Origin of the sequence: Bifidobacterium primatium (assembly GCF_002802875.1) — a bacterium.
Classification (GTDB): domain Bacteria; phylum Actinomycetota; class Actinomycetes; order Actinomycetales; family Bifidobacteriaceae; genus Galliscardovia; species Galliscardovia primatium.
On the sequence record NZ_PEBI01000004.1, the window covers coordinates 194,483 to 211,201 of the forward strand.

The following is a 16,719-nucleotide window of genomic DNA, read 5'->3' on the forward strand; positions in this document are numbered from 1 at the left end:
AGCGTCGCTATCGGCGGGTGATCCACAACAGGTATTCGACGTTGCCGTGGGTGCCGGTGATCGGCGAGGGGGATGTGGCCCTTACATCGAAACCGTGATTCTTCGCGCAGGCGACGACACGGTCGAAGGCCTGTCGCCGCGCGTCGTCGTCCGTCACGATGCCGCCCCTGCCGAGATGCTCGCGACCGACTTCGAACTGCGGCTTGACCAGCAGTACCACGTCGGCTCCGGCCGGCGCTATGCGTTCGATGACGGGTATCACATAGGTGAGCGAGATGAAGGAGACGTCGGAGACGATGAGCCGCGGAGTGAACGGCAGGTCGTCGGCCTGCACGTCACGGATGTTCGTGCCGCTCATGTCGATGACCCTCGGATCGTCGGCGACGCGCGGATGCAGCTGTCCGTGGCCGACGTCGAGGGCCAGCACACGCGCTGCGCCCCTGCGCAGCAGCACCTCGGTGAAGCCGCCCGTGGAGGCGCCGATGTCAAGGCAGTCCAGCCCCTCGGGCGAAAGCAGTCCCATCGGGCCGAAGTGCTCATAGGCGCCGATGAGCTTGTAGGCGCCGCGGGAGACGTAGTCGTCGCCATTGTCGGCGACGATGTCGTCGGCGGTGTACACCTTGGCGGCGGGCTTGGTCACGACCGTGCCGTTGACGACCACCGCACCATCCCTGATGAGCCGTTGCGCGCGCGATCGGGAGTCGACCAGTCCTCGGGAGACGAGTTCGGCGTCGAGACGCGATGATGCCATGTGCCGCCTTTCAGTTCTTGAGCCGATCAAGTTCGTCGCCGAGAGTGCGCAGGATGTCGCGGTAGGCCACGATCTGGGCGTCATAGTCGGCGGCGTCGATCTCGCCGAGAACGGGAAAACGATCGGCGAGATCGGCGCCGGTATCAATGCTGTCGTTCATGGATCGCATCGTCCGTCAGATGTCGAAATCGGGAAGGACGATGGCGCCGGTGTCGATGCCGCGGTCGGCGGCCTGCCACATCGTGCAGCAGGCGGCGCGCAGCGCGTCGAGCGCCGACGGCGCCTCGACGTCGCCCTGCGACGCCACATGCAGTTCGCCGCCGTCGATCCATGCGCTGGCCCGGCCGCAGGCGTATCCTCCCTCGGGAAGCGGCGCCGGAGCCGGATGCGCCTCGTTGAGACCGCGCAGGTCCTTGGCGATGTACGTGGGGCGCAGGATCGGCTCGGCGAGCATGATGCCCCTGGGGTCGGCGACGCCGGTGAGCACGACGAGCGAATCATAGCCGCCGCGGTTGCCCGCCTCGATGTCGGTGTCGAGACGGTCGCCGATCGCGAGGCACTGCTCCTTGGCCACGGGTTCGGCGGCCTTGCCCTGCGCGCTCTGCGCGTCGGCCACGAGCTGCCGGGCCTCGTCGTACATGGCGGATTCGGGCTTGCCGGCCGAGCCGAGGGGCTGACGGCCCACGGCCTCAATGACGGCGTTCACCAGCGATCCGCAGCCGGGGGCGATGCCCAGTTCGCGCGGAATCGTCAGGTCGCGGTTGGTCACGAAGAACCTGGCTCCCCGCTGTGCGGCGTATGCCACGGCGGCGAGCTCGTTCCACGTGATCTCGGGATACCAGCCCTGGATGACGGCCTCCGGCCCATCCTCCACGCTATCCACCAGGGTGAGGCCGGCCTTGGCGACCTCCTCGCGCAGATGCGGGGCGCCGGCCGCCAGCACCTTGGTGCCGGCGGGAACGTGATGGGCGACCATGCGGGCGGCCACCACGGACGAGGTGATGACCTGCCAGGGTTCGACGTTCAGTCCGAAGCCGCGCAGCTGTTCGGCGACGACGGACTGGAATCGCGAGGAGTTGTTCGTCGTGTACTCCATCGCCATGCCGGATGATTCGGCTTGGGCGATGGAGTCGGCGGCATGCTCCACCGGGTTCTTGCCGCGGTAGACCACGCCGTCAAGGTCGAGTAGCGCCAGACGGTACGCCTGGCTCAGGGGCCGGTCGGAGCCTTTGAGGTATGCGCCGGTCATTACTCGGCCTGCTCCTCGGCTTCGACGGAATCATCGGCTTCATCGGAATCGTCGGACTTCGCATCCTCAGCGGGTTCGGTACCCTCCTCGGCCGGCTCGCCGTCCGTGGATTCGGCTTCGGACTCGGCCTCAGCTTCGGTCTCGGGTTCCTCGGAACCGTCGGAATCGGCAGGCGCCGCCTCTTCGGCGTCCCCGGCCTCCTCGGTCTGCTCGCCTTCGGTCTCCGCGGCGCCTTCCTCGGAGTCCTCGGACTCTTCGGCGTCGGCATCCTCGGATTCGGCTTCATCGTCGTCGTCGGGGACGGACAGGTCGATGCCGAGACCTTCGAGCAGCTCGTCGTCGATGTCCTCGAGATCGTTGTCGATGATGGTGTCGTCATCCTCGTCATCGACTTCGGCGTACTCGTCCTCAAGACGGTCGACCAGACCGTCCAGGGCCAGGGACTCGTCGGTACGGCCGGCCTGCTCGAGGAAGTTCTGCTCGGCCTGCACGGCACGCATGCGGTATTCGCCGGAAATGCCCTTGGAACGGCCGACGGTGTGCACGAGCTCGATGGCCTTGTCCCAGTTGCCGAGGTCGCCGTAGGCGCCGGCCACGACGAGGAACATCTCGGCCTTGGCCTCGCCGCGCAGAGCCCTGGCCTCATCGGAGGCGGCGAGCTCGATGGCCTTCTTCGGATTGCCCACGCCACGCTCGCAGTCGGCGATGAACGGTAGGTAGTCGAGGAAGCCGTTCATGCGGTAGGCGGTGCGGAACTCGCGCAGCGCGAGCTTGTAATCGCCCTGACGGTATGCGATCAGCGCCAGCACCTCACGGGTCATGTCGATGCGGGAGGCCTGTCGGGCGATCCACTTCGCGTGTTCGAGCGCCTCTTCGGGATGCTCCTCCTCCAGCGTGTAGGCCGCGAGCATGTGCAGACCGATGTTCTCGGCGTGCTCCTTGCTCAGACCGCGCAGACGCTCACGTTCATCGGTCGACAGCATCGACCATTCCAGGCCCTTCGGCATCTTCGGCTCATCGGGGCGGCGGTGCGTGTACGGGTTCTGCGACGGGTAGCTCACCGTGCCGTCGGAATTGCGACGGCCGTCCTGATAGAAGCCATGCGATCCCTTGCCGCTGCGCTCATAGCGATTGTTGCGGCGGTCGTCGCGATGGAAGTCGCGACGGTTCTCGCGAATCTCTCCCTGACCGTCGAAACGATGCTCCTGATGCTCGCCGTCACGCTCGTAACGCGGATTGCGTGGCTTGTCGTCGAAGGAGCGGCGCGGCTTGCGATCGAAGTCACGACCGCCACGACGGTCGTCACGATCGAACCTGCGTCCGCCCTTGTCGTAGCCGCCGTCATTGCCGCGGCGATCGCCACGACGGTCGTCGAAGCGGCGCTTGCCGCCACGGTCATCGAAACGACGGTTGTCGCGACGATCATCACGACGCCCCTCGAAACGACGTTCGCCATCGCGACGCTCGCCGTCCTTGTGGAAGTCCCTGCGCTCTCCGTCGCGGTTGTCGCGGCGGTCGTCACGACGGAAGCCGCGTCGATCGCCGTCGCGGTGGAACCTGCCGCCGTTGCCGCGGAAGCCCTGACGGTCGCCTCGGCGGAAGCCGCCGTGCTGGCCGTTTTCGCGACGCTGTCCCTCACCGTGCTCGCCGTCGCGGCGCGGGGCGTCGCCGTCCCTACGGAAGTCGCGGTCCTTGTGGAACTCGCCGTCGCGGTGGAAGCGCCTGCCCCCGTTGCCGCCGCCGCGGTGGCCGAAGCCGCCGCGTCCCTGGCCGCCGCGGCGTGGACCGTAGGACTTGCCGCCGCGGTTGCCGTTGCCATAGCCGCCGGAACGTCCCGAACGGTTTCCTGAACGATTGCCGGAATTCTCAGCGCTCATCGAGTCTCCTCCAATGCTGCCAGCGACTTCTTGCCGCGGCGGATCAATACGAATCGGTCATGCAGAAAATCTTCTGCGGTAAGGGTCTGTTCCTGGTCCTCCACACGCGCATTGTTCACGTACACGCCGCCGGACTTGATGGCGCGACGCGCCTCCGAAGCGAACTTGAACAGTCCGGCCGCCGCGGCCGCGTCGATGATGCGGTCGCCGGCCTTGGCCCGGGCGAACGTGCCGTCGGCCTGCTTGAGGCCCCCGAGCGCGGATTCGAGCGTGTCCTCGTCGATGGAGCCGAGGTCGCCGCCACGGCCGAACAGGGCGGCGGCCGCGTCGATGGCCTGCTGCGTGGCCTGCTCGCCATGCACGTAGCTGGTGACCTCCCAGGCGAGGGTCCTCTGCGCCTCGCGACGGCCCGGGTTCTCCTCCACCTCGGCGGCGAGACGCTCGATCTCGCTCTTCGGCAGGAAGGTGAACGCCTTGAGCAGCTTCACCACCTGGTCGTCGGGCTGGTTGAACCAGAACTGGTAGAACTTGTACGGGCTGAGCATGGTCGGGTCGAGCCACATGGCGTTGCCCTCCGACTTGCCGAACTTCTTGCCCTGGCTGTCGGTGATGATCGGGCTGGTGAACACGTTCACGCTCTCGCCGCGCACCTTGCGAATCAGGTCGAGACCGGAGGTGAGGTTGCCCCACTGGTCGGAGCCGCCGAGCTCCAGCACGCAGTGGTATTCGTCGAACAGGTGCAGGAAGTCGTTGCCCTGCAGCACCTGGTAGCTGAACTCGGTGAAGGAGATGCCCTCCTCGGAGTTCAGACGGCGGGCGACGGTGTCCTTGGCCAGCATGGTGCCCATGCGGAAGTTCTTGCCGACGTCGCGCAGGAAGTCGATGACCGACATCTGCGCGGTCCAGTCGTAGTTGCTCACGAAGCGCACCGGGTTGTCGCCGTCGGCCTCAAGGAACCGGCTGATCTGCACGCGCAGCTTCTCGGCCCACTGGGCCACGGTCTCCTTGGGGTTGAGCGTGCGCTCGCCCGACTGGCGAGGGTCGCCGATCAGACCGGTGGCGCCACCGACCAGGGCGATGGGATGGTGTCCGGCTGCCTGCAGGTGCCTCATGTTGATGAGCTGCACGAGGTTGCCGATGTGCAGGGAGGCCGCCGTGGGGTCGAAGCCGCAGTAATAGGTGATGGGATCGCCGTCCAGCGCTTCGGCAAGCTGCTCTTTGTCAGTGGACTGATTGACCAGACCGCGCCATTCGAGCTCTTCGAGAAGAGAATCGAACCCCGCTTCCTTGTAACTTCTGACCTGAGACATGTGTTCCCTGTCACTCCCTGTTGAATTGGTGAAAATGCGCATATTCGCATCCATCAGTTTGACAGTAGAGTATGACAAGCACGGGCGGGCCGGCATCTGTCGGAGCGGCTACTCTTCGCGGTCGGCGAGATAGCGTTCGTAGGCCTCGAAGCCGCCGGTGAGGTTGACGGCATCGTATCCGCGGTCGGCGAGGATCTCGGCGACCTCCTCGCTCCAGCTGCCCTCGCGGCAGTACACCACGACCGGCTTGTCCTTGGGCACGTTGCGCAGTACGTGCGGCAGCGGGTCGAACGGCACGTTCAATGCGCCGGGAATGCCGTGTGCCGCCACCTCGTGCGGCTCGCGCAGATCGAGCAGCGTGACCGAGGAATAGTCGAGCCCGGCGAATTCCTCGGGCGTCATCTGCCTCACTTCGATCTCGTCGTCATCGAACATGGTGTTCCCCTTTTCCCTTCTTCTTCATGAATCGTCTCCTCGCCGTATCGTCGTCCGCGCTCCGGCTGCGTCCGGCCGTGCCGGTCAGACCGCGCACGCCGGCTGGATGTAGTTGTCCGGCTCGAGCGCGGTGATCGTGGGATGCTCGCCGCATACCGGGCAGTCGGGCTCATGCCTGGGCAGCGGCACGGTGCGGATGTTCATGGTGAGCAGGTCCACGGTGAGCATGCGCGCCGTCAGGAGGTCTCCGGCGCCGGTGATCATCTTCACCGCCTCCACGGCCTGCAGACTGCCGACGACGCCGACCGCCGCGCCGAGCACGCCGGCCTCACGGCAGGTGGGCACCTCGCCGGCCGCGGGCATCTCGCGGAAGATGCAGCGGTAGCAGGGGCCCTCGCCGGGCACATAGGTCATGAGCTGGCCGGCGAAACGCACCACGCCGCCGTGGATGAACGGCTTGCCGGCGAGCACGCAGGCGTCGTTGATGAGGAATTTCGCGGCGAAGTTGTCGGTGGCGTCGATCACGAGATCGTAGCCGTCGATGATGTCCGCGGCATTGTCGGCGGTGAACAGCGTCCCATGCACGTTCACCTTCACGTCGGGGTTGAGCCGATTGATGCTCAGCTTCGCGGATTCGGCCTTCGGCATGCCGACGCGGTCGTCGTCGTGGATGATCTGGCGTTGCAGGTTGCTGACGTCCACCACGTCGTCGTCCACGATGCCGATCGTGCCGACGCCGGCCGCGGCGAGATACAGCGCGACCGGCGATCCGAGACCTCCCGCGCCGATGATGAGCACCTTCGCCGCAAGCAGACGCTTCTGCCCACGCACGCCGACGCCCTTGAGAATCAGATGCCGGGCATAGCGTTCGAGCTGGTCGTCCGAAAGCGTGATGCGGGGCTTCGGCGAGCCCGTCTGCTGCGATTCGGTCATTGGTGCCGTCCTTTCTGGCCAATTCGATTGTTCATCATCTTGGGTTCAAGGCTGGACGGCGAATCGGAGACCCGCCCCCTTGCGGCTACGCCCTGGCCAGCTGCACGGCGGTGCCGGATGCGGTGACCATGAGCATGTTGCCGCCCTCGCCAAGCACCTCGTAGTCGATGTCGACGCCGACCACGGCGTGTGCGCCCAGGGCCGCGGCACGCTCCTGCATTTCGGCGAGCGCACCCTCGCGCGCCTTGACGAGCTCGTCCTCGTAGCCCTGGCTGCGGCCGCCGAACACGTTGCGCAGTCCGGCGCCGATGTCCTTGAGGAAGTTGACTCCGGAGACGACCTCGCCGAATACGATGCCGTAGTAGCCGGTGATGGCGTATCCCTCGACGGTGGGTGTGGTGGTGACGATCATGATGCTTCCCCTCCTTGGGATCTCGGCACGAACCCGTTTTCGCGGCCGATGTGGTTCCATCTTCGCATACGGGTGTCGTGCACGCGCCCCGCGAAACGCGAAACACCGGTCTGGGTGGACAGGTACGCTGAATATGACCGGAGATAACGGATTATCGACGATAACCGAATACAGAATGATTGGGTTCATGAAGGGGCGCACCACCACGGGTACGGCTTGCTTTCGTGCGCCCTTTTTTCATACTGTGCGTCTTTCATATTTGGAGTCTCATAATCGGAGGATATATGCAGGTCAATGGCGAACAGGTCACGTTGGAGAAGCCGCTGAGCGTGTCCGACTATCTTGCCGAGCACGGATATCGTGCCGAGCGTGTTGCGGTGGAGCTCAACGGAGCCATCGTGCCGCGCGGCAAGCGAGAGGAGGCCATGCTCGACGATCGGTCCGTGATGGAGATCGTCCAGTTCGTTCAGGGCGGCTGAGCCGTCAGGCAAATCGTCGTCAAGCAATCAAGGAGCAATCATGATTCCCAATCCCGTAACCGAAGAGTCCGTAGCCAACACCCCTCTGCCGCCGCAGCCGGAGGTCACGAATCCGGTGGGCACGGCCGCGCCGGTGACGCCCGTCGTCGACAAGCCGCTGAATCTCGGCGGCCATGAGTTCGAGTCCCGGTTCATTCTGGGGTCCGGCCGCTACGATCTCAATCTCATCAAGGCCACGGTGGAGCATGCCGGCACGCAGATCGTGACGATGGCGCTGCGTCGCGCGCAGACCACGGAGAACAGCGTGCTCGACTACATTCCCGAGGGCATCACGCTGCTGCCGAACACGTCGGGCGCGCGCAACGCCGAGGAGGCGGTGCGCATCGCACGTCTGGCCCGCGAGGTGTGCCAGACCGATTTCGTGAAGGTCGAGATCGAGCATGAGACCAAGTATCTGCTGCCCGACAACGCGGAGACGATCCGTGCGACGGAGATGCTGGCGAAGGAGGGATTCGTGGTCATGCCGTACATGTTTCCCGATCCCATCGCAGCCCGTCAGCTCGAGGAGGCGGGCGCTGCGGCGGTAATGCCGCTCGGCTCGCTGATTGGCTCGAACATGGGACTGCGCATGCGCGACTTCATCCAGATCATCATCGCGAACGCGAACGTGCCGGTCATCATCGACGCGGGCATCGGCCGGCCGAGCCAGGCGTGCGAGGCGATGGAGATGGGCGCGGACGCGGTGATGGCGTACACCGCCGTGGCCAGCGCCGGCAACATCCCGCTGATGGCGAAGGCGTTCAAGGACGCGATCGCCGCCGGCCGTGCGGCCTATCTTTCGGGTCTTGGCAAGGTGACGGAGGGCCATGCCGTCCCCTCCAGCCCGACGACCGGCTATCTGCACTGATAACGGAATCGGCGATAATAAGGGAGACGGCACGCCGTAAGGCGTGACGGAGGAAGAGACCTGAGCCGAAGGATCCTTGTGATGGTCACGGGGACCTTCGGCTTTGTCATTCCATGGCTCCGCCAGGGATGACAATGCACCCTACTTGCGCACCAGCTTCTCGCGGAGCTTCTTGATGAGGTCGCCGTATTCGTCGGACGTCATACGCGGGAAGGAGCTCAGCATTCGGCGCTGCTGGAAGTTCAGGGCCCCGAGCAGCTTGCCATACAGCTTGGCCACGGGAACGGAGGGCACGGACGGCTTCGGCATGTTCTCCGTGAGGTTTTCGGAAAGCTCACGCACCTTGCCGGTGGCGGCGTCGCGATACGTCTGAAGACGACCGGCGGCCGCGTCGGTGTACTGCTGCAGCGCCTCGCTCACGTCAAGCAGACTGACGCCGTCGAACAGGTTGACGCCGTCGGCCATCCTCTCCCTGCCCCGCTCGAGCACACGCGCGAATTCGGCGAGACGACGGTGGAATCCGCTGACGCCGACGACGGTGACGATGAAGTCGACGAGACACGCCACGAAGAGCACCGAGACCAGGATGTGGAACGCCGTCGTGGGTATCATGTCGGTCCAATGTTCGACCCATGGCTGGGTGACGTCGACGATGATGATGCCGAATACGCCGAAGACGATGGCTCCGATGAGACATACACGACCGTTGATGTTGAATCGGAAATGCGAATAATCCCACCATCTGGCATGGAATATCCTCTCCATGGCCCACGAGGTCACGTATTCCAGTACGGATGCGCCCAACGCGCCGAGCATGAACATCACGGCCGGTGCGGCGGGGACGTCCTTGAGCGGGGTGAGCACGACGATGGCGAGCGCCGCCCCGGCACCGTATATGGGGCAGAGCGGCCCGTTGAGGAATCCTCGGTTGACGGGTCGGCGCTCCTGCACGGAGACGAGGATGGATTCGTACACCCAGCCGAGGAAGCTGTAGAACACCGCCCAGAGGAAGAGCCGTTCGAGGTACTGGATGCTGTCGAGGTACTGGATGTTATCAAGCAGTTCCGAGGCCATCACGCGGCTTTCTTCGTGCTGTCGGTGATGACGAGGCGTTCGGGCACGGGCGCGAGTGCGGGCTTGGAGAAGCGTGCCATGGAGAAGGTCTCGCGGGTGGCGCTGATCTTGTCGGCCATGGTGACGAGGTAGCCTTCGATGTAGCGCGGCGGTATGGGGGTGAGCGGGAACATGTGCCGCAGGATGGAATTGCGCTCCACAGGGTTGAGGTCGAAGTCCTCGAGCGCGTTGGTCAGGGCGCGGCGCGGGTGGGTGAATCCGTGGAGTTTGTGCGTGCCGTCGCCGTCGTAGTGCCAGTCGTAGAGGAAGTAGTCGTGCAGGAGCGCGGCGCGGACGAGCGATCGCAGGTCGATGAAGCGCCATAGGTGCAGTCGGTCGGCGAAGTAGACGGCGAGGCAGGCGACGCGTACGGAATGCTCGAACGTGGTGACGGCGCCATGCTGGTAGCAGTGCTTTTCGATGCGCATGCGCTCGTGTTCGAGCACATCGTGGCCGTATTCGTGTACGAGTTCGTGGATTCTCTGGCGTGCCAGCACGATAAAGCCCCTCCCCGGGTCTGCAATCGGAATGACGATGGTATTTCGACATTCCGATTGTAGACGATGGGTTTTGCTGGCGTATTCATCCCCGCGGATGATTCGATGCGGGATGATTCATATCATGCGGTTTCGCGGGGACGGTACCGTCACGCCGCTTCGCAGGCGGCGACGAGCTGTTCGAGGCTCTGGCTGCCGAAGAGGATGTCGCCGCCGTTGATGGTGGTGGCGGGCACGCTCATGATCTTGCGTTCCTTGCGAATCTCGGGGAAGAGCCCGAGGTCGATCATTTCGGCGGTGACGTTGGGGTTCATCGCGGCCATATGCTGGCAGGCGGCGACCACGTCGGGGCAGAAGTGGCAGGTGAGCGAGACGCCGATCTCGATGTGCGTTTCGGGCAGGGCCTTGATGCGTTCGGCGAGCTGCGGGTCCACGGCCTGACCGGGACCGGCGATGTTGTAGACGCCGAGCACGAGCGAGTTGACCTCGTGGCCGGTGGGGATGCCGCTGTACTTGACGCCGGTGTATTCGCCGTCCTTGTCGAGAAGCACGAAGACCGGGTAGCGTACGATGGCGGCCTTGTCGATGATGGCCTTGCCTTCCGCCGAGTCGGCGGCGACGCTGCGATAATGCAGGTGCGCGTGCATGGAGGCGAATTCCTTGGCGAAGCTGGCGAGCTCGATGCTTGGCTGGCCGCCGTCGTCGACCTGCAGGAGGGTGACGTCCTCGGTGAGACGGTTGAAGATGCCTGCGAGCTGCTGCTTCATTTCGGCGCTGAACCATACGCCCTTGTGCTGGGGCACGGACGGGGTGTCTGCGATGGCGCTGGTCTGGCCGACGGTGGCGGAGCCCTGCGGCTTGGCGGAGGACTTCGACGCGGACTTCGCGGCCGTTTTGCCTTCGTCGGTCGCAGCGGCCTTGGCCTTAGTCTGCTTGGGCACGACGGGGATGCCGAGGCGCTTCTTCTCGGCGGTCACGTATTCCTCGGCGCCGGTGGCGGCGGTGGCGCCGTCGGCCGCGGCGGTGACGATCTGGCGCAGCGGCTTGGAGACGACGTCGCCGGCGGCGAACACGCCGGGGATGTTGGTGCGCTGCCAGGAGTCCACGGTGATGTAGCCGCGCTCATCCTTGGCGAGCGCGTCGAGGCCGGTGGTTTCGGGCGTGGTGCCCACGTAGATGAACATGCCGAACACGTTGTCGCCGTCCTCGACGTGGTAGTGGGTCTTCTCGCCGGTCTTGTTGTTCACGAACGTGGCGTCGGTGAGGTAGTCGTCGCCGGCGAGCGACTCGACCTCGGTGTTGTAGAGCACTTCGACCTTGGGGTTGTCGAGCGCGCGGGCGGCGGTGAGCGGTGGGCAGCTGAACTGCGAGCCGCGCACGAGCACGGTGACCTTGCGGGCGTAGCGGGTGAGGTAGTCGGCCTCCTCGGCCGCAGCGAATCCGCCACCGACGACGAACACCTGCAGTCCGCTGAACAGTTCGCCGTCGCAGGTGGAGCAGTAGGCCACTCCCCTGCCGCGCAGCTCCTGCTCGCCGGGGATGCCGAGCTGCCGCGGCTGCGCGCCGGATGCGATGATGACGGCACGCGCCCTGTAGTCGCCCTTGTTGCCGTGCAGCACCTTGACGTCGCCGTCGAGTTCGTAGGAGGTGACGTCGTCGTGGGCGATCTCGACGCCGAAGCCTTCGGCCTGCTGCTTCATGAGGTTCATGAGGGCGGTGCCCTCGATCTCCTTGACGGCCGGATAGTTGACGACGACGGATGTGGTGGTGACCTGGCCGCCGACCTGGTCCTTCTCGATGATCAGGGTGTCCATGGTGGCGCGGCCTGCGTAGATGCCGGCCGAGAGTCCGGCCGGGCCGCCGCCGACGATGATGACGTCGTAGATGTGTTCGTTGGTCATGGTTTGCTTTTGCCTTTGCTGATGAAACGGCTGATGGGAGAAATGACTGGAATTGTCAAAAAGGCGCTCGAATACGATTCGGGCGCCTTGAGGAAACTATCGATTATCTACAATCAAGCGATCATCGAAAAATCAGATCTTGCCGACGAGGTCGAGGCTCGGGGCGATGGTGTCCTCGCCCGGGTGCCAGTTGGCCGGGCACACCTTGTCACCGTGCTCGCGGACGAACTTGGCGGCCTCAAGCGTGCGGAGGATCTCCTCGGCGTTGCGGCCGATGCCGTTGTCGTTAATGGTGTAGGACTTGATCTTGCCGTCAGGGTCGATGATGAACACGCCGCGGAAGGCCAGGCCGGCCTCCTCGTCGAGCACGCCGAAGAAGCGGGCGAGCTTGCCGGCCGGGTCGGCGAGCATCGGGTACTTGACCTTGGCGATGGTGTCGGTGGCCTCGGCCCAGGCCTTGTGCACGAATTCGGTGTCTTCGGAGACGGAGTAGACCTCGGCGTCGGCATCCTTGAATTCGGCGTAGTGGTCGGCCAGGTCGCCCAGCTCGGTCGGGCAGACGAAGGTGAAGTCGGCCGGGTAGAAGAAGACGACGGACCAGTGGCCCAGCAGGTCCTGCTTGGAGACGGTCTCGATTTCGCCGTCGTGGTAGGCGTTGACGGTGAAGTCCTCGAGTTCGGTGTTGATGAAGTTGCCCATGCGATGTCCTTTCTGCGCAACTACGCGGCCGCGATTCCGCAGCCCTGTGCTATCCGCCTTCCAGTGTATCCGCCGGGGATTCACCCTCGGCGCAACAACACCGGGACACGCGGCGAATCATGAGCAACATCACATTAGCCGGCGGACGCATAAAAAGGCCCACACTCCCCTGTTTGCGTTCGGGGATGCGGGCCTTCATGGTCTTCCCGGTCTTCTCGGAATCCTTCGAATCCTATGAAGCGACTAGCGCAGCAGCTCGCTCGGGGCCTTGTATGCGGTGCCGTCGGAACGGGAGTCGGCGAACAGCTTGAGCGGTTCGATGGTGGCCTTGGCGTCGACGATCTGCTCGCGCACGCAGCCGTAGGCGGTGCCGCCCTTGCCGTTGCGGGAGTTGACGGAGCCGCGGCTGGAGAGCACCTCGCGCACGCCGGGGGCCTTCTCCTCGGGCAGGAATTCGGCGAATGTCTCGGCGAAGTCCTTGTCGGTGAGGTCCCACAGCTCCTGGCCGCGGTTTTCGGCGATCTTCACGCAGGCGCCGGAGAGCTCGTGCGCGTGGCGGAACGGCACGCCGTTCTTGACGAGCCATTCGGCGATGTCGGTGGCGAGGGCGAAGCCGGTGGGGGCCTCTGCCTCGAGACGCTTGTCGTCGAAGCGCATGGTGGCGACCATGCCGGTGAAGGCGGGCAGCAGCACCTCGAGCGTGTCGACCTGGTCGAACACGGCTTCCTTGTCCTCCTGCAGGTCGCGGGCGTATGCGGTGGGCAGGCCCTTGAGCGTGGCAAGCAGGCCGGTCAGGTCGCCGATGAGGCGGCCGGACTTGCCGCGGGCGAGCTCGGCGATGTCGGGGTTCTTCTTCTGCGGCATGATGGAGGAACCGGTGGAGTAGGCGTCGTCGAGCTTGACGAACGCGAACTCCTGCGTGTTCCAGATGATAATCTCCTCGGAAAGGCGGGAGATGTCGACGCCGGTCATGGCGGCGATGAACGCGAACTCCGCCACGCAGTCGCGGGCGGCGGTGCCGTCGATGGAGTTGTCGGTCACGCGGGAGAAGCCGAGCTCGCGGGCCACGGCCTGCGGGTCGAGACCGAGTGTGTTGCCGGCGAGCGCGCCGGAGCCGTACGGGCTGGCGTCGATGCGCTTGTCCCAGTCGATGAAGCGCTGGATGTCGCGGATGAGCGGCCAGGCGTGGGCCATGAGCTGGTGGGCGAGCAGCACCGGCTGGGCGTGCTGCATGTGGGTGCGGCCGGGCATGACGGTGTGGCCGGCGGCCTCGGACTGCTTGATGATGGCGCTGACGAGCTTGATGAGCTCGCCGACGATCACGCGGGAGTGGCGGCGCAGCCACATGCGGATGAGGCAGGCGATCTGGTCGTTGCGGGAGCGGCCGGCGCGCAGCTTGCCGCCGAGTTCGTCGCCGGCGATTTCGATGAGTCCGCGCTCAAGGGCCGTGGCCTCGTCCTCGTCGTCTTCGATGGGGGCGAATTCGCCGGAGTCGACGCGGCGCTGCAGTTCGTCGAGGGCATCCTCCATGCGCTTGAGCTCGTCGTCGGTGAGCAGGCCGGCACGACCGAGGGCGCGGGCGTGGGCACGCGAACCGGCGATGTCGTCGTCGGCCAGTCGCCAGTCGAACTGCGTGGACTTGCTCAGTCGGGCCAGTTCGGGCGAGGGACCGGAGGTGAAGCGGCCGCCCCACAGGGCGAGGTGTTCGGACTGTTCGGTCATGGATGCTCTCCTTCTGTCATCGTGGACATGCGTGTACGCGCGTGCGTATGCGTAGATGCGAACGCACGCGCGTGTACGAAGCTGTTTGCAAGGCTATCAGCGTATGGCTACATAGGGTCGGTTTGCGGCGGAATGCGAGACGCGTTCGATGCAGCCGTTCCACGGCCAGGTCCCACGGCACGGAACGTGACAATTCCCCGTATCGTCGTTTCGTGGCATGGTTCCTTATCACGGAGCGAAAGAATCCCCGGCATCGTCGTCCCATGGCACGACTTCTTGTCATGGAACGGCATAACATGCGTTCCTTGTTCCTCCCTGCCACCGATATCCGTCACGGAACGTGGCGATTCCTGAAATCGTCGCTCCCTGCCATCATCCTCTGTCACGGAACGACAATCCCCTCACCATCGCCACTCCCTGCCACAAATCAGCGGCGCGGAACACCAGTTTCGCCCAAATCATCCTTCCCTGCCACAATCCACGCAAGTCAGGCAGCCATCATCGTTGAAATTTCAACGATTCTACCGGTAACAACAAGCTGAAACCTGGCACGGAATCCTCAACCAACGTGATATCGAATTCCGTGTCATGTTCTTCGTCCACTTTGAAGCCTCGTCATTTTTTCAGTCGGTCTTCGGCTTCTTGCGCGGCCGACCCCCACCAACGCCACGCCCGGGACGAGCGGCATTCCACGCGTCGATGGTTTCTTCTTTCCAGCCTCGGGTACGTCCTATCATGACGTCCGGTTCAGGAAGCTTATAGGCACTGACGGCAGACGTGGCTATGCCAAGCTTATTGGCGACATCGGTGACGCCGAGATAATGAATGGTCATCTTTCCTCCTTCATATAAGCAATTATGACGTATCAATTTACCGAAAAATATTCTGTCCTCAACGAATCTCTAGAGATAAGAATCCAGAGATTATTCCTTGACTGGGCATCCGTCGCGGTCGCATTCTCCTCAATGAAGCTCTAGAGATGGGGTGGGTCAGGTCGTGGCATTTCGTCCCGCCGAATCTTCAATGAAGCTCTGGAGCTAAGACCCTAAAGATTACGCCGGTGGTGTCGACCTGGGTGATGAGCGGCTCTCCTCAATGAAGCAAGCTCGAGAGATCGTCTTGGGCGCGATTGGCGCGGCCTGAATGTCCTGTCCTCAATAAAGCTCCAAAGCTAAAGCTCTAGAGAGCATTGCCGGCATCGACGACCAATGGCACGTGTTCGATTCTCAATGAAGCTCTAAAGCTAAGACTCTAGAGATCAGCAGTCGGCATCGAGTTCGGCGAGCTTGGCGAGCTCTCCTCAATGAAGCTCTAGAGCCAAGGCTCCAGAGATGGCCGAGCGCACACCGGTAACGTTCCTCGCAAGTGCTTCCTCAATGAAGCTCTAGAACTAAGGCTCTAGAGATGTCGGTGACCTTGCAGCGGAGTCCACCCTCGACGCGTCCTCAATGAAGCTCCAGGGCTAAGGCTCTAGAGATATTGGTTCTCCTCGGGAGGTCCGTGACACATGAACACTCCTCAATGAAGCTCTAGAGATGGGCTGGATGGTCAGCTGGTATTCGACCTTCTGTCCAGGTCCTCAATGAAGCCCTAGAACTAAGGCTCTAGAGATAAGGCTCAGGCCGCTTCCATGGGCCTCGAAAAGCATCCTCAATGAAGCCCTAGAGCTAAGGCTCCAGAGATTGTTCGCGGGTTCGGTGCCCTCGCTGCTGGTGAGCTCTCCTCAATGAAGCTCTAGAGCTAAGGCTCCAGAAATCATGGAACGAGGGCGCGTATTCGTGTTTCATCCGCCATCCTCAATGAAGCTCTAGAGCTAAGGCTCTAGAGATATCCCGCCGGTCTTGAGGGCATACACGTCGTCCTTTCCTCAATGAAGCCTTAGAGCCAAGGCTCTAGAGATCGTTGTTCGTGGGTTGGGTGAGAACAAAGATCCCCGTTCCTCAATAAAGCTCTAGAGCTAAGGCCCTAGAAATCAGGTAGATGCCGAACTCCACGTTCTGGCCCGCGTCTCCTCAATGGAGCTCTAGAGTCAAGACTCTAGCGATCTGCCCCCACAGAATCTTCTCGCCCTTGTACCGGCCCAGTCCTCAATGAAGCTCTAGAGCCGAGGCTCCAGAGATGGATGCCCTGCGCGCCGGACAGATCAGTGACGAACGTTCCTCAATGAAGCTCTAGAGCTGAGGCTCCAGAGATGTCGAGAAGATCACGCAGATTGGACGATTCGTCGGATCCTCAATGCATCTCTAGAGCCGAGGCTCTAGAGATGCGTTGCTCGTGTATCGGACGTTGAGAACGCCCTCTCCTCAATGAAGCTCCAGAGATCCCATCTTGCGGTAGGACGGGTTGCCTGCGTTTTCTCCCCTCAATGAAGCTCTAGAGCTGAGGCTCTAGAGATGCCGCCGAGTATTGGCGGCTTTCCGCGCCGGTCGTTCCT

16 protein-coding genes are annotated in these 16,719 nt (G+C 63.6%); 2 read left to right on the forward strand and 14 right to left on the reverse strand.

The window, feature by feature from the left end; genetic code table 11:
- Positions 1-7: 7 nt before the first annotated feature.
- The 8 genes from CS006_RS08815 to CS006_RS08845 all read right to left on the reverse strand — a co-directional run bounded on the left by CS006_RS08815 (position 8) and on the right by CS006_RS08845 (position 6,970).
- Positions 8-751, reverse strand: a complete 744-nt coding sequence (locus CS006_RS08815; RefSeq protein WP_100511446.1) for a TlyA family RNA methyltransferase — start codon at positions 749-751, stop codon at positions 8-10.
- Positions 752-761: 10 nt separating this feature from the next.
- On the reverse strand, positions 762-911 hold the full coding sequence (locus CS006_RS10785; protein WP_165777322.1) for a hypothetical protein: 150 nt from the start codon (positions 909-911) through the stop codon (positions 762-764).
- Between the two features lie 15 nt (positions 912-926).
- Positions 927-2,000, reverse strand: a complete 1,074-nt coding sequence (locus CS006_RS08820) for an HAD-IIA family hydrolase (protein ID WP_100511447.1) — start codon at positions 1,998-2,000, stop codon at positions 927-929.
- A complete protein-coding gene (locus CS006_RS10865) occupies positions 2,000-3,877 on the reverse strand; it encodes a tetratricopeptide repeat protein (RefSeq protein WP_100511448.1) in 1,878 nt (625 codons plus the stop codon). The genes CS006_RS08820 and CS006_RS10865 overlap by 1 nt, the downstream gene beginning before the upstream one ends.
- The gene (tyrS, locus tag CS006_RS08830) at positions 3,874-5,187 is read right to left on the reverse strand and encodes a tyrosine--tRNA ligase (protein ID WP_100511449.1); all 1,314 of its coding nucleotides are present in this window, start codon (positions 5,185-5,187) and stop codon (positions 3,874-3,876) included. The genes CS006_RS10865 and tyrS overlap by 4 nt, the downstream gene beginning before the upstream one ends.
- Before the next feature lie 108 nt (positions 5,188-5,295).
- Positions 5,296-5,622, reverse strand: a complete 327-nt coding sequence (locus tag CS006_RS08835; protein WP_100511450.1) for a rhodanese-like domain-containing protein — start codon at positions 5,620-5,622, stop codon at positions 5,296-5,298.
- A gap of 84 nt (positions 5,623-5,706) precedes the next feature.
- Positions 5,707-6,516: a HesA/MoeB/ThiF family protein gene (locus CS006_RS08840; protein ID WP_100511597.1), complete on the reverse strand. Its 810-nt coding sequence runs from the start codon at positions 6,514-6,516 to the stop codon at positions 5,707-5,709.
- 124 nt (positions 6,517-6,640) lie between these two features.
- Complete coding sequence (locus CS006_RS08845) at positions 6,641-6,970, reverse strand: putative heavy metal-binding protein (protein ID WP_100511598.1); 330 nt, start codon at positions 6,968-6,970, stop codon at positions 6,641-6,643.
- Positions 6,971-7,251: 281 nt separating this feature from the next.
- On the opposite strand from CS006_RS08845, the gene thiS reads away from it, so the two are divergent.
- Positions 7,252-7,446, forward strand: coding sequence for a sulfur carrier protein ThiS (gene thiS / locus CS006_RS08850; RefSeq protein WP_100511451.1), 195 nt, complete (start codon positions 7,252-7,254; stop codon positions 7,444-7,446).
- A 40-nt stretch (positions 7,447-7,486) separates the two neighbouring features.
- Positions 7,487-8,353 (forward strand): thiazole synthase, encoded by an 867-nt coding sequence (locus CS006_RS08855; protein WP_165777323.1) that lies wholly within the window; start codon positions 7,487-7,489, stop codon positions 8,351-8,353.
- Positions 8,354-8,494: 141 nt separating this feature from the next.
- Here the strand turns inward: CS006_RS08855 and CS006_RS08860 are convergent, their stop codons facing one another.
- From CS006_RS08860 to CS006_RS08885, 6 genes are all read right to left on the reverse strand, one after another.
- Entirely contained in the window at positions 8,495-9,427 is a 933-nt protein-coding gene (locus tag CS006_RS08860; RefSeq protein WP_207760036.1) for a putative ABC transporter permease, read from the reverse strand.
- Entirely contained in the window at positions 9,427-9,963 is a 537-nt protein-coding gene (locus tag CS006_RS08865; RefSeq protein WP_100511453.1) for an HD domain-containing protein, read from the reverse strand. The genes CS006_RS08860 and CS006_RS08865 overlap by 1 nt, the downstream gene beginning before the upstream one ends.
- 149 nt (positions 9,964-10,112) lie before the next feature.
- Positions 10,113-11,864, reverse strand: coding sequence for an FAD-dependent oxidoreductase (locus tag CS006_RS08870; RefSeq protein ID WP_100511454.1), 1,752 nt, complete (start codon positions 11,862-11,864; stop codon positions 10,113-10,115).
- Positions 11,865-11,996: 132 nt separating this feature from the next.
- Complete coding sequence (gene ahpC / locus CS006_RS08875; protein WP_100511455.1) at positions 11,997-12,563, reverse strand: alkyl hydroperoxide reductase subunit C; 567 nt, start codon at positions 12,561-12,563, stop codon at positions 11,997-11,999.
- Positions 12,564-12,806: 243 nt separating this feature from the next.
- Complete coding sequence (gene argH, locus CS006_RS08880; protein ID WP_100511456.1) at positions 12,807-14,285, reverse strand: argininosuccinate lyase; 1,479 nt, start codon at positions 14,283-14,285, stop codon at positions 12,807-12,809.
- Between the two features lie 623 nt (positions 14,286-14,908).
- Positions 14,909-15,118: a hypothetical protein gene (locus CS006_RS08885; protein WP_100511457.1), complete on the reverse strand. Its 210-nt coding sequence runs from the start codon at positions 15,116-15,118 to the stop codon at positions 14,909-14,911.
- Between the last annotated feature and the right edge of the window lie 1,601 nt (positions 15,119-16,719).

Bases quoted from the DNA above. Each gene is read 5' to 3' on its own strand.
- CS006_RS08815 (WP_100511446.1), bottom strand. From the start codon at position 751: ATGGCATCATCGCGTCTCGACGCCGAACTCGTCTCCCGAGGACTGGTC.
- CS006_RS10785 (WP_165777322.1), bottom strand. From the start codon at position 911: ATGAACGACAGCATTGATACCGGCGCCGATCTCGCCGATCGTTTTCCC.
- CS006_RS08820 (WP_100511447.1), bottom strand. From the start codon at position 2,000: ATGACCGGCGCATACCTCAAAGGCTCCGACCGGCCCCTGAGCCAGGCG.
- CS006_RS10865 (WP_100511448.1), bottom strand. From the start codon at position 3,877: ATGAGCGCTGAGAATTCCGGCAATCGTTCAGGAAACCGTTCGGGACGT.
- tyrS (WP_100511449.1), bottom strand. From the start codon at position 5,187: ATGTCTCAGGTCAGAAGTTACAAGGAAGCGGGGTTCGATTCTCTTCTC.
- CS006_RS08835 (WP_100511450.1), bottom strand. From the start codon at position 5,622: ATGTTCGATGACGACGAGATCGAAGTGAGGCAGATGACGCCCGAGGAA.
- thiS (WP_100511451.1), top strand. From the start codon at position 7,252: ATGCAGGTCAATGGCGAACAGGTCACGTTGGAGAAGCCGCTGAGCGTG.
- CS006_RS08855 (WP_165777323.1), top strand. From the start codon at position 7,487: ATGATTCCCAATCCCGTAACCGAAGAGTCCGTAGCCAACACCCCTCTG.
- CS006_RS08860 (WP_207760036.1), bottom strand. From the start codon at position 9,427: ATGGCCTCGGAACTGCTTGATAACATCCAGTACCTCGACAGCATCCAG.
- CS006_RS08870 (WP_100511454.1), bottom strand. From the start codon at position 11,864: ATGACCAACGAACACATCTACGACGTCATCATCGTCGGCGGCGGCCCG.
- ahpC (WP_100511455.1), bottom strand. From the start codon at position 12,563: ATGGGCAACTTCATCAACACCGAACTCGAGGACTTCACCGTCAACGCC.
- argH (WP_100511456.1), bottom strand. From the start codon at position 14,285: ATGACCGAACAGTCCGAACACCTCGCCCTGTGGGGCGGCCGCTTCACC.
- CS006_RS08885 (WP_100511457.1), bottom strand. From the start codon at position 15,118: ATGACCATTCATTATCTCGGCGTCACCGATGTCGCCAATAAGCTTGGC.